Source organism: Pseudomonas sp. A25(2017) (genome assembly GCF_002001065.1).
Taxonomy (GTDB): domain Bacteria; phylum Pseudomonadota; class Gammaproteobacteria; order Pseudomonadales; family Pseudomonadaceae; genus Aquipseudomonas; species Aquipseudomonas kilonensis.
On record NZ_MUOA01000062.1, the window covers coordinates 67,614 to 90,603 of the forward strand.

At 62.0% G+C, this 22,990-nt stretch carries 24 protein-coding genes; 4 read left to right on the top strand and 20 right to left on the bottom strand.

All coding sequences use genetic code 11. The features are described from left to right. The first annotated feature begins 18 nt into the window (after window positions 1-18). The 3 genes from B0E42_RS15020 to recR all read left to right on the top strand — a co-directional run bounded on the left by B0E42_RS15020 (window position 19) and on the right by recR (window position 2,347). Entirely contained in the window at window positions 19-357 is a 339-nt protein-coding gene (locus B0E42_RS15020) for a YbaB/EbfC family nucleoid-associated protein (RefSeq protein WP_003183512.1), read from the top strand. A 292-nt stretch (window positions 358-649) separates the two neighbouring features. Then, on the top strand, window positions 650-1,678 hold the full coding sequence (locus tag B0E42_RS15025) for an NADP-dependent oxidoreductase (RefSeq protein ID WP_077506747.1): 1,029 nt from the start codon (window positions 650-652) through the stop codon (window positions 1,676-1,678). Between the two features lie 66 nt (window positions 1,679-1,744). Beyond that, a complete protein-coding gene (recR, locus tag B0E42_RS15030; protein WP_003199585.1) occupies window positions 1,745-2,347 on the top strand; it encodes a recombination mediator RecR in 603 nt (200 codons plus the stop codon). A gap of 132 nt (window positions 2,348-2,479) precedes the next feature. Here recR and B0E42_RS15035 read toward each other — a convergent pair whose 3' ends face one another. The 18 genes from B0E42_RS15035 to ccoN (B0E42_RS15120) all read right to left on the bottom strand — a co-directional run bounded on the left by B0E42_RS15035 (window position 2,480) and on the right by ccoN (B0E42_RS15120) (window position 19,293). After that, complete coding sequence (locus B0E42_RS15035) at window positions 2,480-3,028, bottom strand: adenine phosphoribosyltransferase (RefSeq protein ID WP_003199587.1); 549 nt, start codon at window positions 3,026-3,028, stop codon at window positions 2,480-2,482. A 76-nt stretch (window positions 3,029-3,104) separates the two neighbouring features. Further along, entirely contained in the window at window positions 3,105-3,839 is a 735-nt protein-coding gene (fnr, locus tag B0E42_RS15040) for a fumarate/nitrate reduction transcriptional regulator Fnr (RefSeq protein WP_018608622.1), read from the bottom strand. 94 nt (window positions 3,840-3,933) lie between these two features. Beyond that, a complete protein-coding gene (hemN, locus tag B0E42_RS15045; RefSeq protein WP_077506748.1) occupies window positions 3,934-5,316 on the bottom strand; it encodes an oxygen-independent coproporphyrinogen III oxidase in 1,383 nt (460 codons plus the stop codon). Window positions 5,317-5,618: 302 nt separating this feature from the next. Continuing rightward, window positions 5,619-6,302: a sulfite exporter TauE/SafE family protein gene (locus B0E42_RS15050; RefSeq protein WP_018608618.1), complete on the bottom strand. Its 684-nt coding sequence runs from the start codon at window positions 6,300-6,302 to the stop codon at window positions 5,619-5,621. Then, window positions 6,295-6,513 carry a cbb3-type cytochrome oxidase assembly protein CcoS gene (ccoS, locus tag B0E42_RS15055; RefSeq protein WP_003183505.1) on the bottom strand — a complete coding sequence of 73 codons (219 nt, stop codon included), beginning with the start codon at window positions 6,511-6,513 and terminating at the stop codon, window positions 6,295-6,297. Before ccoS ends, B0E42_RS15050 begins: the two co-directional genes overlap by 8 nt. Before the next feature lie 24 nt (window positions 6,514-6,537). Further along, window positions 6,538-8,988 carry a heavy metal translocating P-type ATPase gene (locus B0E42_RS15060; protein ID WP_077506749.1) on the bottom strand — a complete coding sequence of 817 codons (2,451 nt, stop codon included), beginning with the start codon at window positions 8,986-8,988 and terminating at the stop codon, window positions 6,538-6,540. A 165-nt stretch (window positions 8,989-9,153) separates the two neighbouring features. Further along, a complete protein-coding gene (locus tag B0E42_RS15065; RefSeq protein WP_014339383.1) occupies window positions 9,154-9,693 on the bottom strand; it encodes a FixH family protein in 540 nt (179 codons plus the stop codon). Window positions 9,694-9,704: 11 nt separating this feature from the next. After that, window positions 9,705-11,120, bottom strand: a complete 1,416-nt coding sequence (gene ccoG / locus B0E42_RS15070) for a cytochrome c oxidase accessory protein CcoG (protein WP_077506750.1) — start codon at window positions 11,118-11,120, stop codon at window positions 9,705-9,707. Window positions 11,121-11,565: 445 nt separating this feature from the next. Further along, window positions 11,566-11,982, bottom strand: a complete 417-nt coding sequence (locus B0E42_RS15075; RefSeq protein ID WP_077506751.1) for a type II toxin-antitoxin system VapC family toxin — start codon at window positions 11,980-11,982, stop codon at window positions 11,566-11,568. Beyond that, complete coding sequence (locus tag B0E42_RS15080; protein WP_018608607.1) at window positions 11,983-12,237, bottom strand: type II toxin-antitoxin system Phd/YefM family antitoxin; 255 nt, start codon at window positions 12,235-12,237, stop codon at window positions 11,983-11,985. A 151-nt stretch (window positions 12,238-12,388) separates the two neighbouring features. Continuing rightward, on the bottom strand, window positions 12,389-13,372 hold the full coding sequence (gene ccoP, locus B0E42_RS15085; protein ID WP_053178589.1) for a cytochrome-c oxidase, cbb3-type subunit III: 984 nt from the start codon (window positions 13,370-13,372) through the stop codon (window positions 12,389-12,391). Next, window positions 13,369-13,554, bottom strand: a complete 186-nt coding sequence (locus B0E42_RS15090; protein ID WP_003175465.1) for a CcoQ/FixQ family Cbb3-type cytochrome c oxidase assembly chaperone — start codon at window positions 13,552-13,554, stop codon at window positions 13,369-13,371. Before B0E42_RS15090 ends, ccoP (B0E42_RS15085) begins: the two co-directional genes overlap by 4 nt. Window positions 13,555-13,560: 6 nt before the next feature. After that, window positions 13,561-14,169 (bottom strand): cytochrome-c oxidase, cbb3-type subunit II, encoded by a 609-nt coding sequence (gene ccoO / locus B0E42_RS15095; RefSeq protein ID WP_014339380.1) that lies wholly within the window; start codon window positions 14,167-14,169, stop codon window positions 13,561-13,563. After that, a complete protein-coding gene (ccoN, locus tag B0E42_RS15100; RefSeq protein ID WP_014339379.1) occupies window positions 14,169-15,611 on the bottom strand; it encodes a cytochrome-c oxidase, cbb3-type subunit I in 1,443 nt (480 codons plus the stop codon). Before ccoN (B0E42_RS15100) ends, ccoO (B0E42_RS15095) begins: the two co-directional genes overlap by 1 nt. Before the next feature lie 481 nt (window positions 15,612-16,092). Further along, entirely contained in the window at window positions 16,093-17,046 is a 954-nt protein-coding gene (gene ccoP / locus B0E42_RS15105; protein ID WP_018608587.1) for a cytochrome-c oxidase, cbb3-type subunit III, read from the bottom strand. Then, on the bottom strand, window positions 17,043-17,246 hold the full coding sequence (locus B0E42_RS15110; protein WP_024618408.1) for a cbb3-type cytochrome c oxidase subunit 3: 204 nt from the start codon (window positions 17,244-17,246) through the stop codon (window positions 17,043-17,045). Before B0E42_RS15110 ends, ccoP (B0E42_RS15105) begins: the two co-directional genes overlap by 4 nt. Before the next feature lie 3 nt (window positions 17,247-17,249). Next, on the bottom strand, window positions 17,250-17,858 hold the full coding sequence (gene ccoO / locus B0E42_RS15115; RefSeq protein ID WP_077506752.1) for a cytochrome-c oxidase, cbb3-type subunit II: 609 nt from the start codon (window positions 17,856-17,858) through the stop codon (window positions 17,250-17,252). Between the two features lie 10 nt (window positions 17,859-17,868). Continuing rightward, window positions 17,869-19,293: a cytochrome-c oxidase, cbb3-type subunit I gene (ccoN, locus tag B0E42_RS15120; protein ID WP_014339375.1), complete on the bottom strand. Its 1,425-nt coding sequence runs from the start codon at window positions 19,291-19,293 to the stop codon at window positions 17,869-17,871. 95 nt (window positions 19,294-19,388) lie between these two features. Here ccoN (B0E42_RS15120) and B0E42_RS15125 point away from each other — a divergent pair, with 95 nt between their 5' ends. Next, window positions 19,389-20,078 carry an alpha/beta family hydrolase gene (locus B0E42_RS15125; protein WP_077506753.1) on the top strand — a complete coding sequence of 230 codons (690 nt, stop codon included), beginning with the start codon at window positions 19,389-19,391 and terminating at the stop codon, window positions 20,076-20,078. Between the two features lie 333 nt (window positions 20,079-20,411). Here the strand turns inward: B0E42_RS15125 and B0E42_RS15130 are convergent, their stop codons facing one another. Then, the gene (locus B0E42_RS15130; protein ID WP_077506754.1) at window positions 20,412-21,977 is read right to left on the bottom strand and encodes a PAS domain-containing methyl-accepting chemotaxis protein; all 1,566 of its coding nucleotides are present in this window, start codon (window positions 21,975-21,977) and stop codon (window positions 20,412-20,414) included. Window positions 21,978-22,054: 77 nt separating this feature from the next. Then, the gene (locus B0E42_RS15135; protein ID WP_053178600.1) at window positions 22,055-22,843 is read right to left on the bottom strand and encodes a CPBP family intramembrane glutamic endopeptidase; all 789 of its coding nucleotides are present in this window, start codon (window positions 22,841-22,843) and stop codon (window positions 22,055-22,057) included. Window positions 22,844-22,990 lie beyond the last annotated feature (147 nt).

Genomic DNA, 22,990 nt, shown 5'->3' on the forward strand with positions numbered 1-22,990 from the left:
ACTTTCGAGGTGATTCCCATGATGAAAGGTGGCATGGCCGGCCTGATGAAGCAGGCGCAGCAGATGCAGGAAAAAATGGCCAAGATGCAGGAAGAACTGGCCAACGCCGAAGTCACCGGCAAGTCCGGCGGCGACATGGTGACCGTGGTCATGACCGGTCGCCACGACATCAAGCGCGTCAGCATCGACCCAAGCGTGGTCGAAGGCCTGAGCGAAGACGACAAGGAAATGCTCGAAGCCCTGTTCGCCGCCGCCGTCAATGACGCGGTGCGCAAGATCGAAGCCAACAGCCAGGACAAGATGTCCGGCATGACGGCCGGTATGCAGCTGCCGCCGGGCATGAAACTGCCGTTCTGATTCGCCATCCCGGTCGGGATGGGCTACACACAATGCCAGGCATCGCGCCTGGCATTGTTGTTTCTGTCGTAGGGGCGAGCGGTGACAGAAACCTTACCTGTGGGAGCAAGGCTCTGTGGGAGCAAGGCTTGCCCGCGATGCAGGCGCCTCGGTTTGTCGGAACTGCGCGCCATCGTTCATCGCGGGCAAGCCTTGCTCCCACAAGTGCCGGCTGAACAAACATCGAACGCCGCCCCTTCGGCAATGGTCTGCTTCCTATACGTGTCCGCTCAACGAACAAGGAGACGCATCCATGTCATCGATTTCCAGTCAGCGCATCGTCCTGGCCTCCCGCCCCCAAGGGGCGCCCACGCCGGAAAATTTTCGTCTTGAACACGTGACACTGCCGGATCTGGCGGAGGGACAAATTCTGCTCAAGACACTATTCCTGTCCCTGGACCCCTACATGCGCGGGCGAATGAGTGACGCGCCTTCCTACGCTGCTCCGGTAAAAATCGACGAGGTGATGACCGGCGGCGCCGTCAGCCGCGTGGAACGCTCGACGCACCCGAAATTCCAGGCGGGTGATCTGGTGGTGGGGGCCACCGGTTGGCAGAGCCACAGCATCAGCGACGGGCGCAACGTGATGCCCATCCCCTCGGGGCTGCCCAGCCCGTCGATGGCCCTGGGTGTGCTGGGCATGCCAGGCATGACCGCTTACATGGGGCTGATGGACATTGGCCAGCCCAAGGCCGGGGAGACCCTGGTGGTCGCAGCGGCCTCGGGTGCGGTGGGCTCGGTGGTCGGCCAGGTGGCGAAAATCAAGGGCCTGCGTGTCGTCGGCGTCGCGGGAGGCAGCGAGAAATGCAAGTACGTGGTCGACGAGCTGGGGTTTGACGCCTGTGTCGATCACAAGAGCGCACGTTTTGCCGAGGAACTGGCCCAGGCTTGCGACAAGGGCATCGACATCTATTACGAAAACGTCGGTGGCAAGGTTTTCGATGCCGTCGTGCCGCTGCTCAACGCCAAGGCGCGGATCCCGCTCTGTGGCCTGATCGCTTCCTACAACGATCATCAAGCGCCGAGCGGCCCGGATCGCTTGCCGCAGTTGCAGCGCACCTTGCTGAACAAGCGCGTGCGGATCCAGGGGTTTATTGTGTTTGATGACTACGGTGACCGTCAGCCGGAGTTCATCAGCGCCATGGCCCCGTGGGTGCGTGATGGCAAGGTCAAGTTCCGTGAGGACGTGGTCGATGGCCTTGAGAATGCGCCACAGGCGTTTATCGGCCTGTTGGAAGGGCGCAACTTCGGCAAGTTGGTGGTGCGGGTCGCGCAGGATTGAGTATTTGACGCTAATCGGAGGCGCGGGTATAAACCGCGTCTCGTTGTTATGTCGGACATTTCCTCCATGAGCTTCAGCCCTTTGATTCGCCAACTGATCGATGCCCTGCGAACGTTGCCGGGTGTAGGTCAGAAAACTGCCCAGCGCATGGCGTTGCAATTGCTCGAGCGTGATCGCAGCGGCGGTTCGCGCCTGGCCCAGGCCCTGAGCCAGGCCATGGAGGGCGTAGGGCATTGCCGTTTATGCCGCACCCTCACCGAAGACGACCTCTGCCCGCAATGCGCCGACCCGCGTCGGGACGACAGCCTGCTCTGCGTGGTGGAAGGGCCGATGGATGTGTATGCGGTGGAGCAGACCGGTTTTCGTGGCCGTTATTTCGTGCTCAAGGGGCATTTGTCGCCGCTCGACGGCCTGGGGCCTGAAGCCATCGGCATTCCACAGTTGATCGCGCGGATTGAAGAAGCGGGTACGTTCACGGAAGTCATCCTTGCCACGAACCCGACGGTCGAAGGCGAAGCCACCGCCCATTACATCGCCCAACTGCTCAACAACAAAGGCCTGATCGCCTCGCGCATCGCCCACGGCGTGCCGCTGGGTGGGGAGCTTGAGTTGGTGGATGGCGGGACGCTGGCGCATTCATTTGCGGGGCGCAAGCCGATCGCCTTGTAGCCGCCACCCAAACCCCTGGTGGGAGCGAGCCTGCTCGCGATGGCGGTGTGTCAGTCAACATCAGTGCTGACTGACACACCGCCATCGCGAGCAGGCTCGCTCCCACAGGGGGTTGTTCTTTGTTTGCGAGGGTTATTTTTCGCTGAGCGAGAACTGCGTCAGGCAGAACGTCGGTATCCCCATGTCTTCCAGACGCTGGGAGCCGAGCAGCTCCGGCAAGTCGATGATCGCTGCGGCTTCGTGGACCTTGGCGCCCATGCGGCGGATCAGGTTGGCAGCGGCGATCAGCGTGCCGCCAGTGGCGATCAGGTCATCGAACATCACCACCGAATCACCCTCGCACAAGCTATCGGCGTGCACTTCAAGGAAGGCTTCGCCGTATTCGGTCTGGTAACCCTCGGCCAGCACATCGGCCGGCAGCTTGCCTTGCTTGCGGAACAGGATCAGCGGTTTGTTCAACTGATAGGCCAGGATCGAGCCGATCAGGAAACCCCGCGCATCCATCGCGCCGATATGAGTGAACTCGGCCTCGACATACCGGTGGGCGAAACTGTCCATGACCAGTCGCAGGGCAGTCGGGGATTGGAAGAGTGGGGTAATGTCGCGAAAGATCACGCCGGGCTTGGGGAAATCGATCACGGGGCGAATCAGGGATTTGATGTCGAAGGAGTCAAAGACCATCGTGGAGGTGTCCTGGCTGAGCTGCAAACGCGGCAGTATAGCGCGGCTGGGAACATCCCTCAGCCGCGCGGGGCCATCAGCCTTCGATCGAGCCGCCGGCCAGGGCGCAGAGCTGGATCGGGTCGAGAATGTGAATTTCCTTGCCTTCGGCGGCAATCAACTCGTTCTGCTGGAAGCGGGTGAATACCCTGGACACGGTTTCCACCGCGAGGCCCAGGTAGTTGCCGATTTCGTTGCGCGACATGCTCAAGCGGAACTGGTTGGCCGAGAACCCGCGGGCGCGAAAGCGTGCCGAGAGGTTGACCAGGAACGTGGCGATACGCTCGTCGGCGGTTTTTTTCGAAAGCAGCAGCATCATTTGCTGATCGTCACGAATTTCCCGGCTCATGACTCGCATCAACTGGCGGCGCAGTTGCGGCAGCTGTATGGACAACTCGTCCAGGCGATCAAAGGGAATTTCGCACACCGAGGTGGTTTCCAGCGCCTGGGCCGAGACCGGGTGGGACTCGGTGTCCATACCGGACAGGCCCACCAGTTCGCTGGGCAGGTGGAAGCCGGTGAGCTGTTCTTCGCCGCCGTCGCTCAGGTTGAAGGTCTTCAAGGCGCCCGAGCGCACCGCATAGACCGAATCGAAGGTGTCGCCCTGGCGAAACAGGAATTCACCTTTTTTCAACGGACGGCCCCGTTTAACGATGTCGTCCAGCGCGTCCATGTCCTCCAGGTTCAGCGAAAGTGGCAGGCAGAGGGGGGCCAGGCTGCAATCCTTGCAATGGGCCTGGTTGTGGGCGCGCAGTTTGACTGGCTCGGACATTTCTTAAATCCTTGTGGGAAATCACGCATAAGGCGTAAGGGTACCCCAGAGCAGACAGTCCGGCCAGCGTGGTTTCGTCGTCAAATTGTCGCGCTCAGATGACTCGGGAGAAGCGTTGGCGATTGTGCAGGTCCAGATAGGCATCGAACACCATGCACACCGATCGCACCAGCAGGCGCCCGGCGGGCAATACCCGGATGTGGGTGTTATCCAACTCGATCAGCCCATCCGCGGCCATGGCCTGCAATTGCGGCCACTGCGGCGCGAAGTAACCGCGAAAATCGATGTTGAAGGTTTGCTCGATCTCGGCGAAGGGCAGGTGGAAATGACAGATCAACTGCTGGATCACCGCGCGCCGCAGCCGGTCGTCAGCGTTGCAGATCAGCCCGCGACTGGTCGCCAGTTGCCCGTCGGCGAGGGTGTTCTGGTAATGGTTCAGGTCACTGCTGTTCTGGCAGTACAAATCGCCGATCTGGCTGATGGCTGACACGCCAAGGCCGATCAGGTCGCAATGGCCATGGGTGGTGTAGCCCTGGAAGTTGCGCTGCAACGTAGCCTCTTCCTGGGCGATTGCCAGTTCGTCGTCGGGCAGGGCGAAGTGGTCCATGCCGACATAGCGGTAACCGGCGGCGGTCAGTTGTTCGATGGTGCCTTGCAGCATCACCAGTTTCTGCTCCGGGTTCGGCAAGTCCTGGCTGTTGATGCGCCGCTGGGGCATGAAGCGTTCCGGCAGGTGGGCGTAGTTGAACACCGAGAGCCGGTCCGGTTGCAGATGGATGACTTCCTGGACGGTGCGGGCGAAGTTTTCCGGGGTCTGCTTGGGCAGCCCGTAGATCAGGTCGATGTTGATCGAACGGAATTGCAAGGTCCGGGCGGCTTCGACCACGGCACGGGTTTCTTCCAGGCTTTGCAGGCGATTGACGGCTCGCTGCACCGCTGGATCAAGGTCTTGCAGGCCGATACTGACCCGGTTGAAACCCAGTTCACGCAACAGGCCCATGGTCGACCAGTCGGCTTCCCTGGGGTCGATTTCGATGCCGTAGTCGCCGGAGTCGTCGTCCAGCAGGTTCAGATGCTTGCGCAGCTTGGCCATCAGTTGGCGCAGTTCGTCGTGGCTGAGGAACGTCGGGGTGCCTCCGCCAAAGTGCAACTGTTCTACGCGCTGGGTGGGGGCCAGGTGGCAGCCGATCAACTGGATTTCCTGTTCCAGGCGCTGCAGATAGGCGTGGGCACGGCCGCGGTCCTTGGTGATGACCTTGTTGCAGGCGCAGTAGTAGCAGATGTTCGCGCAGAACGGTATGTGCACGTACAGTGACAACGGTCGCAGGGCCTTGCGGCTGTCGCGCAGGGCGTGGAGCAGGTCGAAGGTGCCCACCTGGCTGGCGAACTGCGCCGCAGTGGGGTACGAGGTGTAGCGTGGTCCCGCCAGGTCGTAACGGCGGATGAGATCTGAGTCCCAACAAATGGTGTCGAGCATGCGGGCATTCCCCGGATAGACTGGCATGGGGCGAGTCTAGGGGCGCGTGGGCGTGGCCGTTTTGATTTGCGTCAACGGGCTCGCTGCGAAGGAAGGTGTGCATGGTTTTTGAGGACGACGCATGACCTGTGGGAGCCGAGCTTGCTCGCGATGACGGCGGCACATCCAACAGGGATGCCAGCTGAGCCACCGCTATCGCGAGCAAGCTTGGCTCCCACACTTGATCTAGGGCGCTCACAAATGTGGTGTTCACCACAAGTCTTCTGTGGGAGCGAGCCTGCTCGCGATGGGCGGCGACTCGGTCAATGCCCCATGAGCCAATGCTGATGCGGCCCCGGCAGTGTCCATACCCCGAAAATAATCACCAACAAGCCACCGGCCATGCGCACGCTGCGTTTGCGCAGCAGGGCGGTGACGCGTTCGGCGGCCAGGCCGGTGGCGAGCAGTACCGGCCAGGTGCCCAGGCCGAAGGCGAGCATCAGCAACGCACTGTCCAGCGCATTGCCCTGGCTGGCGGACCAGAGCAGGGTGCTGTAGACCAGGCCGCACGGCAGCCAGCCCCACAGCGCGCCGAGCAGCAAGGCCCGGGGCAGGCTCGACACCGGCAGCAAACGGTTGGCGACGGGTTGGATGTGCCGCCACAAACCACGCCCCACGCTTTCGATGCGCGTCAGGCCGCTCCACCAGCCCGCCAGGTACAAGCCCATGGCAATCAACAGCAAGCCGGCCAGCACCCGCATGATCATCGCTGCCGGACTGTTGGACACGGCCCAGCCGGCCAGGCCGATCAGCAACCCGGCGGTGGCGTAGCTCAGGATCCGCCCCAGGTTGTACGCCAGTAGCAACCGAAAGCGCCGGCTGCGTTGTTCCTTGGGGATCGCCAGGGTCAGGGCGCCCATCAGGCCGCCGCACATGCCCAGGCAGTGGCCGCCACCGAGCAGGCCAAGGATAACCGCCGAAACCAACAGGGGCGCCAGGTCAAGCATGAGGCGGGGCCTTGTCGTCCGGCTTGCGGGCCTCGCCACTGGCTTCGTCCACCGCCGCCTTGTGGTTCGGGTCCTGATCGTCGAACAGAATGCTGTGGGCCGGGCCGTCGAGGTCGTCGTACTGGCCGCTGTCCACGGCCCAGAAGAAAATGTACACGGCGATGGCCACGATCAGCAGCGCGGCCGGGATCATCACGTAGAGAGCTGGCATGTCGGAACTCCATGCCCGCGCGGCTCAGGCCGGCAGCGGGCGGGTATCGGGCGTGGCGTCGAGAACCTGCGCCTTGGGCTGACGCGTCAGCCTCAGCGCATTCAACACCACGGTCAACGAACTGATGGACATGCCGACCGCCGCCCACACCGGCGTAATCCAGCCGAGGGCGGCGAACGGCAACATGAGGCCATTGTACAGCCCTGCCCACACCAGGTTCTCAATGATCACCCGGCGGGTGCGTCGGGCCAGGCTGAAGGCGTGGATCAGGGCGTCGAGGCGGTTGGACAGCAGCACGGCGTCGGCGCTGGTCTTGGCCAGGTCGGTGGCCGAGCCCATGGCGACACTGATGTCCGCCGCCGCCAGCACGGGCACGTCGTTCACCCCATCGCCGAGCATCAACACCTTGCGGCCCTGTTGGTGCAACTGCTGCAACACGGCCAGTTTGTCGTCCGGGCGCAGGCCGCCGCGAGCCTCATCGATGCCCAGCTCGGCGGCGACGCTGGCAACCATGGGTGAACTGTCCCCCGACAACAGCAGCGTCCGCCAGCCCCGTGCCTTGCAGGCCGCCAGCAGCGCCGGGGCATCGACGCGCAAGCGGTCATCGAGGACGAACCAGGCCAGGGGGCCGATCTCATCGCCCAGCAACAGCCATTGCCCGGCCTCATCCGGCATCACCGGCACCGTCGCGCCACTGAGTTCGCAGACAAAGCCGGGTTGGCCGATGCGCAGGCGCTGTTCCGCCACGAGGCCTTCCAGCCCCAGCCCCGGGGTGCTGTGTACCTGCTCGGCGGCCAGTGGCGCGCGGCCGAAGGCGCGGGCGATAGGGTGTTCCGAGCGGTTTTCCAGGGCGGCGGCCAAGCCCAGGCATTGATCGCTGTCGAGGGCCGCCAATGGCCGAATGGCGCGCAACGCCAGGCGACCTTCGGTGAGGGTGCCGGTTTTGTCGAAAATCACCGTGTCGATCTGGTTCAGGCCTTCCAGCACATGGCCGCGTGTCAGCAGTAGGCCGAGCTTGTGCAAGGTGCCGGTAGCGGCGGTGAGGGCAGTTGGCGTGGCGAGGGACAACGCGCAAGGGCAGGTGGCAACCAACATCGCCAGGACGATCCAGAAGGCCCGCGAAGCGTCCAGTTGCCACCACAACAGGCCGATGGCCGCCGCCGCGACCAGGGAGAACAACAGGAACCATTGGGCAGCGCGATCGGCGATTTCCGCCAGTCGCGGCTTCTCGGCCTGGGCCCGTTCCAGCAGCCGGACGATGGCCGACAGCCGGGTGTCTTGCCCGAGCGCCAGCACCTCGACCGTCAAGGCGCCTTCGACGTTCAGCGTGCCGGCGGTGACCGCGTCGCCCACTTGCCGAGGTTGTGGCAGGTATTCGCCGGTCAGCAGCGATTCGTCGATGCTGGACTGGCCATCGAGAATCTTGCCATCGGCCGGCAGGACTGCCCCGGGGTGCACCAGCACCCGGTCACCGGTGCGCAATTCGCTGAGCAGGATGCGTTCACTCTGGCCGTTATCCTCCAGGCGCAGGCACGAGGCCGGCAGCAGATTGACCAGTTGGGCGGTGGCGGCAGCCGTGCGCTCCCGAGCCCGGCGTTCCAGGTAACGGCCGGCCAACAGGAACAGGGCGAACATGCCCACGGCATCGAAGTACAACTCGCCGACGCCGGTGATCGACGTCCAGATCCCGGCAACGTAGGCACTGCCGATGGCCAGGGAGACGGAAACGTCCATGGTCAGGTGCCGGGTGCGCAGGTCGCGCATGGCGCCTTTGAAGAACGGCGCGCAGCTATAGAAGACGATGGGTGTGGTGAGGAACAGGGCAACCCAACGCAGGATGGTGTGCATCTCCGGGCTCAGGTCGATGTTGAATTCCGGCCAGGTGGCCATGGTCGCCATCATCGCCTGGAACCACAACAGACCAGCCACACCCAATTGGCGCAGGGCCAGGCGGTTTTGTGCGGCGAGTTGTTCACAGGCCTGGTCGGCCTGGTACGGGTGCGCTACGTAGCCGATCTGGCGCAATTCGGCGAGCAGCGTGCTCAGCGGCAGTTGAGCGTCGGCCCAGCGTACATGCAGGCGATGATTGGACAGGTTCAATCGCGCTTCGGCCACGGCGGGCAGGCTGCGCAGCTGTTTTTCGATCAACCAGCCGCAGGCGGCGCAACTGATGCCTTCCATCAACAGGGTGGTTTCGGCCAGTTCGCCTTCATGGCGCACGAATGATTGCTGCACGTCTGGGCGATCGTACAGCGCCAGTTCATCGGTCAACTGGACGGGCAGGGATTCGGGGTTGGCCGACGCTTCGCTGCGATGCTGGTAATAACTTTCCAGGCCGCCGGCGACAATGGCCTCGGCCACCGCCTGGCAGCCCGGGCAGCACAGCTCGCGGGTTTCACCGAGGACAACGGCGGTGAAGCGACTGCCGGGGGGGACGGGCAGGGCGCAGTGGTAGCAGGGCTGTGGAGTGGTCATGGGTATCGCATGAAGGCCTGGCATAGTGGGCTTGCAAGGAGGTACACGAACTGTAGGAGCTGCCGAAGGCTGCGATCTTTTGATCTTTCGCTTGGGACTCAAGCAGCAAGGGAAAGATCGCAGCCTCGCTTCGCTCGGCAGCTCCTACAGGGGCTGTCGTCTGGTTTATTTTTTCAGGTCTTCAGCGCCTTGCAGCGGTTCATCGCCGAGCAGGATGTCCTGGTCGTGGTTGATCTGTTCTTCTTCGAACAGGCGCCAGGTCTTGTCGTTCTCCACTCCCAGCAATTCGACAAAGCGCCGGCCTTCGATCTTGTCCGTCAGCTGACCGACGTAGCGCCCCGGTTCGCTGTCGTTGCGGGTCAGGACGATCTTGCGGTCCTTCTCCGGCTGGGTCGGCGAGATCAGGCTCAGTTCCAGGGTCTGGGGGCGGCTGTTGCCGTTCAGGCGCAGGTTCACTTCGCCGGTCACGTCATCCAGTTGCACGTTGGCATGCAGTTGCAGGGTCTGGGCGAGCAATTCGCGCTCCAGCGAGCGGTTGATGCCCTTGCCGGCTTCGTAATAGTTGTCGTTGACCAGGTTATCCGGGTTCTTCACCGCAATGGTCACCATCGTCAGGCTCAGTGTCACCGAACAGGTCAGGATCGCGATGATGATCCACGGCCAGAGGTGTTTGTACCAAGGGCTGGTGGCGGTTGCTGCAGGCATGTTCAGTTCTCTCAACGAGTTTGTGGGCCGATGAACCGGCTCTTGGCTTCGACATGTACGCTTTCGTCATCGGCGTCCTTGAGGATGAAGGTCACCTCGTTGGTGCTCGATGGCAGTTGCTCCGGTGCGCTGGACAGCTCGACCGGCTGGCTGTAGATCTCGCCGGCCGCGACCTTGATTTCCCGCCGGCCTTGCAGCTTGAGGTCGGGCAGGCCGGCGGCTTCCAGGACGTACGTATGGTCGCGCTGGTCTTTGTTCATGATCTTCAGGCTGTAGACGTTCTCGATCCGGCCTTCGGCGTTTTCGCGGTAGAGCACGCGGTCCTTGCTGACGTCGAAACCCACCAGCGAGCGCATGAAGAACGCCGTCGCCAATAGGCTCATCATGGTCAGCAGCACCAAGGCATAACCGATCAGGCGCGGGCGCAGTTTATGGGTTTTCTGCCCCGAAAGGTTGTGTTCGGTGGTGTAGCTGATCAGGCCGCGTGGGTAATCCATCTTGTCCATGATGTTGTCGCAGGCATCGATGCAGGCCGCGCAGCCGATGCATTCGATCTGCAGGCCGTCACGGATGTCGATGCCGGTAGGGCAGACCTGGACGCACATGGTGCAGTCGATGCAATCCCCCAGGCCCAGGGCTTTGTAGTCGACGCCCTTCTTGCGCGGGCCACGGCCTTCGCCGCGACGCGGGTCGTAGGAAACGATCAAGGTGTCCTTGTCGAACATCACGCTCTGGAAGCGCGCGTAAGGGCACATGTAGATACACACTTGCTCACGCAGCCAGCCAGCGTTGCCGTAGGTGGCGAGGGTGAAGAAACCCACCCAGAAATACGACCAGCCATCGGCCTGGCCGGTAAAGAACTCGAACACCAGTTCGCGGATGGGCGTGAAGTAACCGACAAAGGTCATGCCGGTGACGAAGCCGATCAGCAGCCACAGGCTGTGCTTGGCGAACTTGCGCAGGAATTTGTTGGCGCCCATGGGGGCCTTGTCGAGCTTGATGCGCTGGTTGCGGTCGCCTTCGGTGACTTTTTCGCACCACATGAAGATCCAGGTCCATACGCTCTGTGGGCAGGTGTAGCCACACCACACTCGTCCGGCATAGACCGTGATGAAAAACAGGCCAAAGGCGGCAATGATCAACATCCCGGACAGCAGGATGAAGTCCTGGGGCCAGAAGGTGGCGCCGAAAATAAAAAATTTGCGCTCCGGCAGGTTCCACCAGACGGCCTGATGGCCACCCCAGTTCAGCCAGACCGTACCGAAATACAGCAGGAACAAGAGCGCGCCGCCAGCCATTCGCAGGTTGCGGAACAGGCCAGTGAAGGCGCGGGTGTAGATTTTTTCCCGAGAGGCATACAGGTCGACGCTTTTGTTCGCGTCCTTGGCAGGCGGGGTGACATCATGTACCGGAATCTGGTTACTCATCAAATGCATCCCACGGCAGTGGAAAAGTGCCGTGGCCAGTACGTGCCGACCACGGTCAGAAAGGGTGTTGCGGTGGCGCAATGATACGCCTGTCGCTCTAGCCCAAGGGTGCGACCTTTGGTCGCGTTGGGGGTCTGCCTAGAATGGTGTAGCGGATGTAACAAGTCATGACTCAGATCAATTGACTATAGACATTCCGTGGCGTTGGTGAAAAAACGAAAGGGAGTCGGACAGGCAAATTGGCAGGTTGGAGAAATCGCCCTCAGTGCAAGCAAATACTTCAAGTAGGCATAAGCCTGCTCTTTGTGGCGAGGGGATTTATCCCCGCTGGGTTGCGAAGCAGCCCCATGATTCATCAGCCACTGTGTTGTGTCAGGCAGGACGCAGGGGGTTGCTGCGCAACCCAGCGGGGATAAATCCCCTCGCCACAGGACCGCATGAAGTCTCAGGATGGATCTGACCACGGGTTAAGCACCGCCACGCCGCTGCTTTGAAAATCACTCATGTTGCGGGTCACCACGGTCAACCCATGGACGAGGGCGGTGGCGGCGATCAACGCATCGCATTCATTACTGCGGTCAGGCACATGCAGGCGAGCGCAACGCAGTGCGACGGCACGGTCCACGGCCAGGATTCGGCCGGCAAAGGCAGGCATGACGTGATTATCCAGCCAGGCCCGCAGGCGACTGCCCTGCGTCGGGTCCTTGCGTTCGAAGCGCAGCACGCCGGTTTCCAGTTCCAGTACGGTGATCGCCGAGACGTACAGGCTGGGAGCAGGAACGCTGCGTGCCCAGGCTTGGACGTTTCTGTCTGCCTGGGGTTTGCGCAGTTCCGAGATGACATTGGTATCGAGTAGAAACATTCAGGACAAGTCCACCGAGCGGGGGGCGATGACGGCGCGCTCGGTATCGAAGTCGATGTCCGGCGCATTGGGCATGACCAGCAACTCGACAATGCTGGTGCCAATGCCGGTCAGTTTCTGGTACTCCTCAATGCTTAGCAGTACATGGGCCGGCTTGCCACGGTCGGTGATGATCACCGGCCCTTCACGGGTGGCTTTTTTGGCACCACTTGTGTCGTGGTTGAATTCGCGGCTGGAGATGGTGGTGATGGACATGGAAGCGTCCTCGTTTGAACTTGAATGTAGGCACGTTACTACCAGGGTGGTTGGCCGGCAAGCGAAACAGATTTACCCAGGTTTTTCGGCCGGTAACAAAAAGGCCCCGCCAATCAGATTGGCGGGGCCTTTGGTGCATCAGCTACTTGTCTTACTGGGCGTCAGCGGCCGGAGCCTTTTCGCCGTGAGACAGGCTGTAGACATAGGCCGCCAGCAGGTGGACCTTGTCGTTGCCTTGCAAGTCGGCCTGGGCCGGCATTTGGCCCTGGCGCCCGTAGCGGATGGTCTGCTGCAGTTGAGCGAAGCTCGAACCGTAGATGAAGCCGGCCGGATGCGTCAGGTCAGGTGCGCCCATGGCAGGCGTGCCCTTGCCAGCTGGACCGTGGCAGGCCACGCAGTTGGCGGCGAACAGTTTCTGGCCGTTGGCCGGATCGGCCTTGGCGCCTTCCGGCAGCTTGCGACCGTGCAGGCTGGTCACCAGGTAGGAAGCCACGTCAGCGACGCCTTGCTCGCCAACCACGGCAGCCCAGCCCGGCATCACGGCGTGACGACCGCCCATGATGGTGGTCTTGATGGTTTCCGGCTCACCGCCCCAGCGCCAATCGGCATCGGTCAGGTTAGGGAAGCCATAGGCACCCTTGGCGTCGGAACCGTGGCAGACCGAGCAGTTGGAGGCGAACAGGCGGCCACCCATCTTCAAGGCTTGCGGGTCCTTGGCGACTTCTTCAATCGGCATCGACGCGAACTTGGCGAAGATCGGACCAAACTTGGCGTCCGAACGAGCCATTTCCTTTTCCCACTCGTGAACGCCGGTCCAGCCGGTCTGGCCATTGGCGAAAGGGGTCTGCTTTTCGGTGTCCAGGTAGCCATACCCTGGCAGCAGGCCTTTCCAGTTGCCCAGGCCCGGGTAGAGCACCAGGTAACCGAGGGCGAAGACAATGGTGCCCACGAACAACATGAACCACCATTTCGGCAGTGGGTTGTCGTACTCTTCGATGCCATCGAACGAGTGACCAACAGTCTCGTCCGTTTGTTCGGCGCGCTGGCCCTTACGGGTCGACAGCAGCAGCCAGGTCAGGGCGAAGATCGTACCCAGGCTGAGGACTGTGACGTACAGACTCCAGAACGTAGTCATTCTTTGTTACTCCTAGAAGCTTGCTCGACGTGCTTGATGGCTTCGGGATCATCCGCGAACGGCAGCAAGGTCGCGTCTTCGAACTCCGACTTGCGCTTGGGGCTGAACACCCACAGGGCCAGACCGATAAAGGCCACCATCACGACGACAGTGCCCAGGCCGCGAATCATCCCGATATCCATAAAGAATCACCGTTTGCTTTTGATGATGGTGCCCAGGCCTTGCAGATAGGCCACCAGCGCGTCCATTTCAGTCTTGCCCTTGACGGCATCCTTGGCACCGGCGATGTCTTCGTCGGTGTAAGGCACGCCCAGGGTGCGCAGGACTTCCATTTTCTTGGCGGTGTCTTTGCCGTCGAGCTTGTTTTCTACGAGGAACGGGTAAGCCGGCATTTTCGACTCAGGCACTACGTTGCGCGGGTTGTACAGGTGCGCACGCTGCCAGTCGTCGGAGTAGCGGCCGCCAACGCGGGCCAGGTCCGGACCGGTACGCTTGGAACCCCACAGGAACGGGTGGTCCCAGACGCTTTCACCGGCGACCGAGTAGTGGCCGTAGCGTTCGGTTTCTGCGCGAAACGGACGGATCATCTGCGAGTGGCAGCCGACACAGCCATTGGCGATGTAGACGTCGCGGCCTTCCAGCTCAAGGGCGGTGCGCGGCTTCATGCCTTCGACCGGCTTGTTGGTCACGTCCTGGAAAAACAGCGGAACGATCTGGGTCAGGCCGCCGATACTCACGGCGATGACCATGAAGAAGGCCAGCAGGCCGATATTCTTCTCTACTGTTTCGTGCTTCATCAGTGAGCTCCAACTACGGCGATCTTGGCGGCGGCTTCAGCTTCAGCCGGGTCAGAGGCACGAACGGTGCGGTACACGTTGTAGGCCATGAACAGCATGCCGCTGGCGAAGAACGCGCCGCCCAGGGCACGAACGATGAAACCAGGATGGCTGGCTTGCAGCGCTTCGACGAACGAGTAGGTCAGGGTGCCGTCGTCGTTGATTGCACGCCACATCAGGCCCTGGGTGATGCCGTTGACCCACATCGAGGCGATGTAGAGCACAGTGCCGATGGTCGCGAGCCAGAAGTGCGCGTTGATCAGGCCGGTGCTGTGCATCTGCGCACGACCGAACAGTTTCGGGATCATGTGGTAGATGGCGCCGATGGAGATCATTGCCACCCAGCCGAGCGCACCGGCGTGTACGTGGCCGATGGTCCAGTCGGTGTAGTGGCTCAGGGAGTTGACGGTCTTGATGGCCATCATCGGGCCTTCGAAGGTCGACATGCCGTAGAACGCCAGCGAGACGACCAGGAAGCGCAGGATCGGGTCGGTGCGCAGCTTATGCCAGGCACCCGACAGGGTCATCATGCCGTTGATCATGCCGCCCCAGCTTGGCGCCAGCAGGATGATCGACATCGCCATGCCCAGGGACTGCGCCCAATCCGGCAGTGCGGTGTAGTGCAGGTGGTGCGGACCGGCCCAGATGTACAGGGTGATCAGCGCCCAGAAGTGGACGATGGACAGGCGATAGGAATAGATCGGACGCTCGGCCTGTTTCGGCACGAAGTAGTACATCATCCCCAGGAAGCCCGTGGTCAGGAAGAAGCCCACGGCGTTGTGGCCGTACCACCACTGGATCATCGCATCGGTCGCGCCCGAGTAGGCCGAGTACGACTTGAAGAAGCTGACCGGCAGGGACGCGTGGTTGACGATGTGCAGCATGGCGGTCACGACGATGAACGCACCGTAGAACCAGTTACCGACGTAGATGTGCTTGGTCTTGCGCTTGACGATGGTGCCGAAGAACACCAGGCCGTAGGTCACCCAGACGATGGCCAGCAGGATAGCCAGGGGCCATTCCAGTTCCGCGTATTCCTTGGTGGTGGTGAAACCCATTGGCAAGGTCACGATCGCACCCACGATGACCGCTTGCCAGCCCCAGAAGGTAAAGGCGGCGAGGCCGTCGGAGATCAGTCGCGTTTGGCAGGTTCGCTGCACGACGTAGTAAGAAGTGGCAAACAATGCACAACCACCGAAGGCGAAGATCACCAGGTTGGTGTGCAGCGGGCGCAGGCGTCCAAATGTCGTCCATGGCAGATCGAAGTTCAACTCCGGCCAGACCAGTTGCGAGGCGATGAAGACACCGAGCCCCATGCCAAGGATCCCCCAGACCACCGTCATGATGGCGAACTGGCGGACTACCTTATAGTTATAAGCAGTCGGACTGATTGCTGTGCTCATTCTAAGGTTCCACGGTTTGGGTGTTTTATTAGGATAAAAATCGGTCGCAAGTATGGAGAAAGCGGGGGGTCATTGCAACGCGCCATGACCTGGGTCAATGCTTTCCAAAGCTGATTCTGCGGCCTTTCCATGTTCCGTGTAGGGACAAAAATGGCCCACGGCAAAATGTCGCAACGAAGGAACGAGGCGAGGGGGTCAGGTCGGTTGTAACGGGGTGTGTTCAAACACAGCGTTCGGGGGATGCCAGGCAACTGTCGCAACAGCCGGTATTCACCAGCCTTTGCGGCCTTCTTGACGAACGATTGTCGAACGCATCGGGTCGGGTCGACCTGAAACCGGCAGTCGCCAGCGCACGCAAAGGCAAGCTTAGACCCGATTCCGGGGAACCGAAAGAAAGACTATGGGAGGGTGCGACAATGCGTCGCGCAGGGACACGGAGCAGCCGCATCCAGACGGATGCGGCTGTTCACGCGGTCAAGATTTATTCGCTTTTGTGTTCGGCTTGCAGGCGCTCGGCACCGGCAGTGTGGGACAGGCTGTAGACGTAGGCGGCAAGCAGTTGCACCTTATCGTTGCCCAGCAACTCATTCTGCGCCGGCATGTGGCCCTGGCGACCATGGCGAATGGTCTGCTGCAACTGTGCCAGGCTGGTGCCGTAGATGAAGCCGGCCGGTTGCGTCAGGTTCGGCGCGCCCATGGCTTCGGTCCCCTGGCCGGTGGCGCCGTGGCAGGCGACGCAGGTGGTGTTGAAGGCCTGCTGGCCGGCTTGCAGGTCGGCACCGCTGTCTGCCGGTAGAGGCAGGCCGGCCAAGTCGTGGCGTACATACGCGGCCACGTTCTTGACCCCGGCCTCGCCCAGCACTTCACCCCAGGCCGGCATCGCCGCCATGCGGCCACCCAGGATGGTGGCCTTGATGGTGTCGGCAGCGCCGCCCCAGCGCCAGTTGCTGTCGGCCAGGTTCGGGAAGCCGAAGGCACCCTTGGCATCCGAGCCGTGGCAGACCGAGCAGTTGGAGGCGAACAGGCGGCCACCCATCTTCAAGGCTTGTGGGTCCTTGGCCACTTCCTCCACGGGCATGGCGGCGAATTTGGCGAAGATCGGCCCGAACTTGGCGTCGGCCTTGGCCATTTCCTTTTCCCACTCATGGGCGCCGGTCCAGCCGTTGTCGTAACCTGGCAGGATGCCTTTCCAGTTGCCCAGGCCCGGATAGAGGACCAGGTAGCCGACGGAAAACACCAGGGTGCCGGCGAACAACAGGAACCACCACTGCGGCAGCGGGTTGTCGTACTCCTCGATGCCGTCGAAGCTGTGGCCCATGGTCTGGTCGACGCTGCCCTTGGTCTCGCCCTTGCGGGTGCCGATCAGCAGCCACGTCAGGCCGATGAGGCTGCCGATGGTCAGTACGCAGATCCACGTACTCCAGAAGGTGGTCATGGCCGGGTACTCCTTGTTGCAGGGTCTTGGGGGGTGGCGGTGTCGGCGGGCGGCTCGTCGGCGAACGGCAGCAGGCGCGCTTCGGCGAACTCTGGACGACGTTTGCTGCTGAATACCCACAGGGTCAGGCCGATGAAGGCGATGAACACCACGACCGTGCCCAGGCCGCGGATCATTCCAGTACTCATTTCAAGAACCATGGCTCACCTCTTGCTCTTGATGGCAGTGCCGAGCACTTGCAGGTAGGCCACCAGCGCGTCCATTTCGGTCTTGCCCTTGAGCGAGGCCGTCGCGCTTGCGATGTCGTCGTCGCTGTACGGCACGCCCAGGGTGCGCATGGCGCGCAGCTTGCCTTCGGTATGGCTGCTGTCCACCGCGTGGGTCACCAGCCACGGGTAGGCGGGCATTTTCGACTCGGGCACGACGTTGCGCGGGTTGTACAAGTGGGCGCGGTGCCAATCATCGGAGTAGCGCGCGCCGACCCGTGCCAGGTCCGGCCCGGTACGCTTGGAGCCCCACAGGAATGGGTGGTCCCAGACGCTTTCGCCGGCGACGGAGTAGTGGCCGTAGCGCTCGGTCTCGGCGCGGAACGGACGAATCATCTGCGAATGGCAGCCGACGCAGCCTTCACGGATGTAGATATCGCGGCCTTCCAGTTGCAGGGCGGTGTAGGGCTTCATGCCGTCCACGGGCTTGTTGGTCACGTCCTGGAAGAACAGCGGCACGATCTGGGTCAGGCCGCCAATGCTCACGGCAAGGACCATCAGCAGCATCAGCAGGCCGACGTTTTTTTCGATTGTTTCGTGTTTCATGGTGGACTCCTCAGGCCATCTGCGCGGCAGCGGCGGCTTCGGCAGGCTGGTAGGCCCGCACGGTGCGCCAGGTGTTGTAGGCCATCAACAGCATGCCGAGGAGGAAGATCGCCCCGCCCGCCAGCCGCACGACGAAGCCTGGGTGGCTGGCCACCAGGGTTTCGACGAAGGAGTAGGTGAGCGTGCCGTCCTCGTTCACCGCACGCCACATCAGGCCCTGGGCGATGCCGTTGACCCACATCGAGGCGATGTACAGCACGGTGCCGATGGTCGCGAGCCAGAAGTGCGCGTTGATCAGGCCGATGCTGTGCATCTGTGGCCGGCCGAAGACCTTCGGGATCATGTGGTACAGCGCACCGATGGAAATCATCGCCACCCAGCCGAGCGCGCCGGCATGGACGTGGCCGATGGTCCAGTCGGTGTAGTGGGAGAGGGCGTTGACGGTCTTGATCGCCATCATCGGACCTTCGAAGGTCGACATGCCGTAGAACGCCAGGGACACCACCAGGAATCGCAGGATCGGGTCGCTGCGCAACTTATGCCAGGCACCCGACAGGGTCATCATGCCGTTGATCATGCCGCCCCAGCTTGGCGCCAGCAGGATCAGCGACATCACCATGCCCAGGGACTGTGCCCAGTCCGGCAGCGCGGTGTAGTGCAAGTGGTGAGGGCCGGCCCAGATGTACAGGGTGATCAGCGCCCAGAAGTGCACGATGGACAAGCGATAGGAATACACCGGGCGCTCGGCCTGCTTCGGCACGAAGTAGTACATCATCCCCAGGAAGCCTGCGGTGAGGAAGAAGCCCACGGCGTTGTGGCCGTACCACCATTGCACCATCGCATCCGTGGCCCCGGCGTACACCGAGTAGGATTTGGTGAAGCTCACCGGCAGTTCCAGGTTGTTGACGATGTGCAGGATCGCCACGGTCAGGATGAACCCGCCGAAGAACCAGTTACCGACGTAGATGTGCTTGGTGTTGCGCTTGGCCACGGTGCCGAAGAACACGATGGCGTAGGCAACCCAGACGATGGTGATCAGGATGTCGATCGGCCATTCCAGTTCGGCGTATTCCTTGGAGCTGGTGTAGCCCAGTGGCAGGCTGATGGCCGCCAGCAGGATCACCAGTTGCCAGCCCCAGAAGCAGAACGCGGCGATTTTCGGCGCGAACAGCTGGGTCTGGCAGGTGCGTTGCACCGAATAGAACGAACTGGCAAACAACGCGCAGCCGCCGAAGGCGAAGATCACCGCGTTGGTGTGCAGTGGGCGCAGGCGGCCGAAGCTGGTCCATGGCAAATCGAAGTTGAGTTGTGGCCAGACCAATTGGGCGGCGAGAAAAACCCCGAGCCCCATGCCGACGATGCCCCACACCACCGTCATAATGGCGAATTGGCGGACCACCTTGTAGTTGTAGGCGGTACTGATAGAAGTGTTCATGGTTCCCCATCCACGGTTCAGCCGAAGTAGCGCCTGCGCAAGGCAGTGCGGCGTTCTTCGCCTGGAGTTATAGGCAGACTAAAAGCGAGGTCAGCATGGACAAACAGCACAAGGCCAGTATTGACGGGGATCAATGGGCGCGATGTGTAGCCGAACACGGCTGGTTATGGACAGCCGGGCAATCGGTCGCCAGCGCCAAGGCGCCAACCCTGATCCTGGCCCATGGTGCCGGAGCGCCAATGGACAGTGGCTTTATGGAGCAAATGGCCGCGCGCCTTGCCGCACAGGGCGTCAACGTGTTGCGCTTCGAGTTTCCCTACATGGCCCAGCGGCGCCTGGATGGGGGCAAGCGTCCACCCAACCCGGCGCCTAAGTTGCTGGAATGCTGGCGTGAGGTGTACGCCACGGTGCGGCCTTATGTCGCTGGGCGGCTGGCCGTGGGGGGCAAATCCATGGGCGGGCGCATGGCGAGCCTGCTGGCCGATGAGCTGGGCGCCGATGCGCTGGTATGCCTGGGCTATCCCTTCTATGCAGTGGGCAAGCCGGAGAAACCGCGGGTCGAGCATCTGGCGGCGTTGAAAACCCGGACCTTGATCGTCCAGGGCGAGCGCGATGCGTTGGGCAATCGGGAAGCGGTGCAGGGGTATGCCTTGTCACCGGATATTGAAGTGATGTGGTTGGCGGCGGGGGATCATGATTTGAAGCCGTTGAAGGTTTCGGGATTTAGTCATGAGCAGCACCTGGAGGCTGCTGCGGGAAAGGTGGCGGCGTTTCTTCAGGATTGATAGCGTCTGTCCTGGCCTCTTCGCGAGCAAGCTCGCTCCCACACTGGATTTGCGGCGTTCACAAGCCCCTGTGGGAGCGAGCCTGCTCGCGATAGCGGTCTGACAGTTGGCCAGGATGTTGTTGGCTGAGTACATATCCGTTGCTGCGGTCACGGCTGCCTATGGTCCATCCCGAGGCGGCCTGATAGCCGACCTGGTTCTTGGTGGGACCGCGTTTCCTCTGTGGGAGCGAGCCTGCTCGCGAAGGCGGGTTACGCGACGCTATTTTTTAAAATGGTAATAAAAAACCCGGAAGCTTTCGCTGTCCGGGTTTTTTGCTCAAGCCGACATCTATCAGCGGTTAAACCGCTCCACCAACGAGTACTGCGTGTTGGCCGTGCGGGTCAGCTCTTCGCTCAGCAGCGCCGAGCTGTGAGCCTGGCCAGAGGTCTGGTCGGCCAGCTGCGAGATATTGCTGATGTTGCGGCTGATCTCCTCGGCCACTGAGCTTTGCTCCTCGGTGGCGGCGGCGATCTGGGTGGTCATGTCGGTAATGTGGGCCACCGCTGCACTGATCCCCACCAGTGCCTCGTCTGCTTCCATGACCCGGGCCACGCCTTCTTCGGCCTGGCGATGGCCGGCGTCCATGGTCTGCACGGCGTTGGTGGCGGTCTGCTGGAGCTTGGCGATCAGGGCGTGGATCTGCCCGGTGGATTCGCTGGTGCGTTGTGCCAGTTGCCGCACTTCGTCAGCCACCACGGCAAAGCCGCGGCCCATCTCCCCGGCGCGGGCCGCTTCGATGGCGGCGTTGAGGGCCAGCAGGTTGGTCTGGTCGGCGATGCCTTTGATCACGTCTACCACGCCACCGATCTCGTCGCTGTCCTTGGCCAACTGGGTCACGGTGTGGCCGGTTTCACCGACTACCACCGACAGGCGCTCGATGGCTTCGCGGGTTTCGCCGGCGATGTCGCGCCCGCGGCTGGTCAGGCGATTGGCTTCCTGGGTGGCGTCGGCGGTGCGCTGCACGTGGCTGGCGACTTCCTGGGTCGTTGCCGCCATCTGGTTGACGGCCGTGGCGACCTGTTCGGTTTCCACCCGTTGGCGCTCCAGGCCGCTGGAACTGTCATGGGCCAGGGTATTGGACTGTCGAGCCTGGTCGTTAAGGTGCTCGGCGGTGTCCTGCAGGCGGGTCAGGCAGGTTTTCAGGCGCGCTTCCTGGCTGAGGATCGACATCTCCAGGCGTGCCTGGGCGCCGCGGCTGTCGGTATACATCCGGGCGATCAGCGGGTCGGACGTGGTTTGCTCGGCCAGGCGCAGCAGGCGCTTGATCCCGCGTTGCTGCCATTGCAGGCCTAATAGCCCCAGCGGCACCGACAGCAGGGCGGCCAGGGCAAAGCCCCAGGAGGAATCCAGGAAAGCGCCGACGATGAAACTCAACTGGCTGACCAGGATAAACGGTAGCCAGTCCTGCAGTACGGGTACCCATTTGTCGCTACCCGGAACTGCGGATTTGCCTTGGTTGATGCGTTGATAAAGCGCCTCGGCGCGGGCGATCTGTTCGGCGGAGGGCTTGACCCGCACCGACTCGTAGCCGATCACCTGATTGCCCTCGAACACGGGCGTGACATAGGCATTGACCCAGTAATGGTCGCCGTTCTTGCTGCGATTCTTGACGATGCCCATCCATGGCAAGCCTTGTTTCAGCGTGCCCCACATATGCGCGAACACAGCGGAAGGGACGTCGGGATGGCGCACGAGATTGTGCGGCGAACGAATCAGTTCTTCCTTCGAATACCCGCTGATCTCAACGAACGCGTCGTTGCAGTAGGTGATCACGCCCTTGGCGTCGGTGGTCGAAATCAATCGTTGCTGGGCCGGGAAGGTCCTTTCGCGTTGTGTGACGGGCTGGTTGTTACGCATGGTGTGTAGATCCGCAAGGCTTTGAAAGGTTGTCGGCGGTGTCAGGTTTTAATTGAAGTTATTTTTGCCTGTCGCTATCACGCCAGCATCGGGTAGGTAAATAGGGCGAAATGAAGCAGATTGAGGAGAAAATGCGTGGCAATCGCCGCGCCCAGGCCGCCAAAACGATAGGCCAGGCCGTAACCGACCCCCGCCAGGCCCGAGAGCAGCACCCATTGCCAACCTGCGCCAGCATGTACCAGGCCGAACAGCAGCGAGGACAGGAGCAGCGCCAGGTTGTCGCCGTAACTCAGGTGTTTGAAGCGCCGACTCAAGCCCCCTTGAATGTAGCCACGAAACAGCGCTTCCTCCACCAGCGTCACCAATAAAAGATTGTTGAACACCCACAACCAGGCGTGATCCGGCCATTTCGGCGCCCAGTGGATCATGCCCAGCAGCATGGCTCCGCCGAGGGCCAACACCGCGCTCAACGCCAGGCCCAGTGCCGTGGCCCCTGCCGCCAGGCGCAACGGGCGTCGGCTGACGATCCAGGGGCAGGCCAGCAACAGCCAGAAGCCGATCAGCGGCTTGTCCTGGTTCAGGTACATGGCAAACGGCGCGGCGTCGTCGGTCAAGCGTTGCGCCGGGATCACCCGCCCGTTGAAGAAGCCAGGCATCCAGTGCAGGGCCAATGCCAGGGCCATGATCAGGAACAGGGCGTGCCCGAGAAACTGGCCTACCGGCGTTTGCTGTTGGCGAACCGCATACCCGGCAAACAGCAATAGCGCGACCGAGATGGCAGCTGTCCAGGTCAAATGGCCGTAGACCAGCGCCAGACCGTAGCCTGTGGAGAGGAGGGCCAGGTGAAGCCAGGGTAAAGCGGGCATACAACATCCTTTTAGCGGAAGAGCTCGGGGCGAGAGCGGCCGTTGGGGCTTCGACGCCACCGTGTCGCGCAGAGGGCACATTTGTGTCCATGCAGGTTCATGCGCAGGAGGGGCAAGCCGTTGGCGGACTCTGTTCCGTGAGTGCCG

Excerpts from the sequence above, each read along its gene's own strand:
- B0E42_RS15025 (WP_077506747.1), top strand. The coding sequence starts at position 650 with ATGTCATCGATTTCCAGTCAGCGCATCGTCCTGGCCTCCCGCCCCCAA.
- B0E42_RS15050 (WP_018608618.1), bottom strand. The coding sequence starts at position 6,302 with ATGCTTGACCTGGCGCCCCTGTTGGTTTCGGCGGTTATCCTTGGCCTG.
- recR (WP_003199585.1), top strand. The coding sequence starts at position 1,745 with ATGAGCTTCAGCCCTTTGATTCGCCAACTGATCGATGCCCTGCGAACG.
- B0E42_RS15075 (WP_077506751.1), bottom strand. The coding sequence starts at position 11,982 with ATGTTTCTACTCGATACCAATGTCATCTCGGAACTGCGCAAACCCCAG.
- B0E42_RS15125 (WP_077506753.1), top strand. The coding sequence starts at position 19,389 with ATGGACAAACAGCACAAGGCCAGTATTGACGGGGATCAATGGGCGCGA.
- ccoG (WP_077506750.1), bottom strand. The coding sequence starts at position 11,120 with ATGAGTAACCAGATTCCGGTACATGATGTCACCCCGCCTGCCAAGGAC.
- ccoS (WP_003183505.1), bottom strand. The coding sequence starts at position 6,513 with ATGCCAGCTCTCTACGTGATGATCCCGGCCGCGCTGCTGATCGTGGCC.
- B0E42_RS15020 (WP_003183512.1), top strand. The coding sequence starts at position 19 with ATGATGAAAGGTGGCATGGCCGGCCTGATGAAGCAGGCGCAGCAGATG.
- B0E42_RS15060 (WP_077506749.1), bottom strand. The coding sequence starts at position 8,988 with ATGACCACTCCACAGCCCTGCTACCACTGCGCCCTGCCCGTCCCCCCC.
- B0E42_RS15110 (WP_024618408.1), bottom strand. The coding sequence starts at position 17,246 with ATGGTTCTTGAAATGAGTACTGGAATGATCCGCGGCCTGGGCACGGTC.
- B0E42_RS15090 (WP_003175465.1), bottom strand. The coding sequence starts at position 13,554 with ATGGATATCGGGATGATTCGCGGCCTGGGCACTGTCGTCGTGATGGTG.
- fnr (WP_018608622.1), bottom strand. The coding sequence starts at position 3,839 with ATGTCCGAGCCAGTCAAACTGCGCGCCCACAACCAGGCCCATTGCAAG.
- B0E42_RS15135 (WP_053178600.1), bottom strand. The coding sequence starts at position 22,843 with ATGCCCGCTTTACCCTGGCTTCACCTGGCCCTCCTCTCCACAGGCTAC.
- ccoN (WP_014339375.1), bottom strand. The coding sequence starts at position 19,293 with ATGAACACTTCTATCAGTACCGCCTACAACTACAAGGTGGTCCGCCAA.
- B0E42_RS15035 (WP_003199587.1), bottom strand. The coding sequence starts at position 3,028 with ATGGTCTTTGACTCCTTCGACATCAAATCCCTGATTCGCCCCGTGATC.
- ccoO (WP_077506752.1), bottom strand. The coding sequence starts at position 17,858 with ATGAAACACGAAACAATCGAAAAAAACGTCGGCCTGCTGATGCTGCTG.
- B0E42_RS15130 (WP_077506754.1), bottom strand. The coding sequence starts at position 21,977 with ATGCGTAACAACCAGCCCGTCACACAACGCGAAAGGACCTTCCCGGCC.
- ccoN (WP_014339379.1), bottom strand. The coding sequence starts at position 15,611 with ATGAGCACAGCAATCAGTCCGACTGCTTATAACTATAAGGTAGTCCGC.
- ccoP (WP_053178589.1), bottom strand. The coding sequence starts at position 13,372 with ATGACTACGTTCTGGAGTCTGTACGTCACAGTCCTCAGCCTGGGTACG.
- B0E42_RS15065 (WP_014339383.1), bottom strand. The coding sequence starts at position 9,693 with ATGCCTGCAGCAACCGCCACCAGCCCTTGGTACAAACACCTCTGGCCG.
- hemN (WP_077506748.1), bottom strand. The coding sequence starts at position 5,316 with ATGCTCGACACCATTTGTTGGGACTCAGATCTCATCCGCCGTTACGAC.
- ccoO (WP_014339380.1), bottom strand. The coding sequence starts at position 14,169 with ATGAAGCACGAAACAGTAGAGAAGAATATCGGCCTGCTGGCCTTCTTC.
- ccoP (WP_018608587.1), bottom strand. The coding sequence starts at position 17,046 with ATGACCACCTTCTGGAGTACGTGGATCTGCGTACTGACCATCGGCAGC.
- B0E42_RS15080 (WP_018608607.1), bottom strand. The coding sequence starts at position 12,237 with ATGTCCATCACCACCATCTCCAGCCGCGAATTCAACCACGACACAAGT.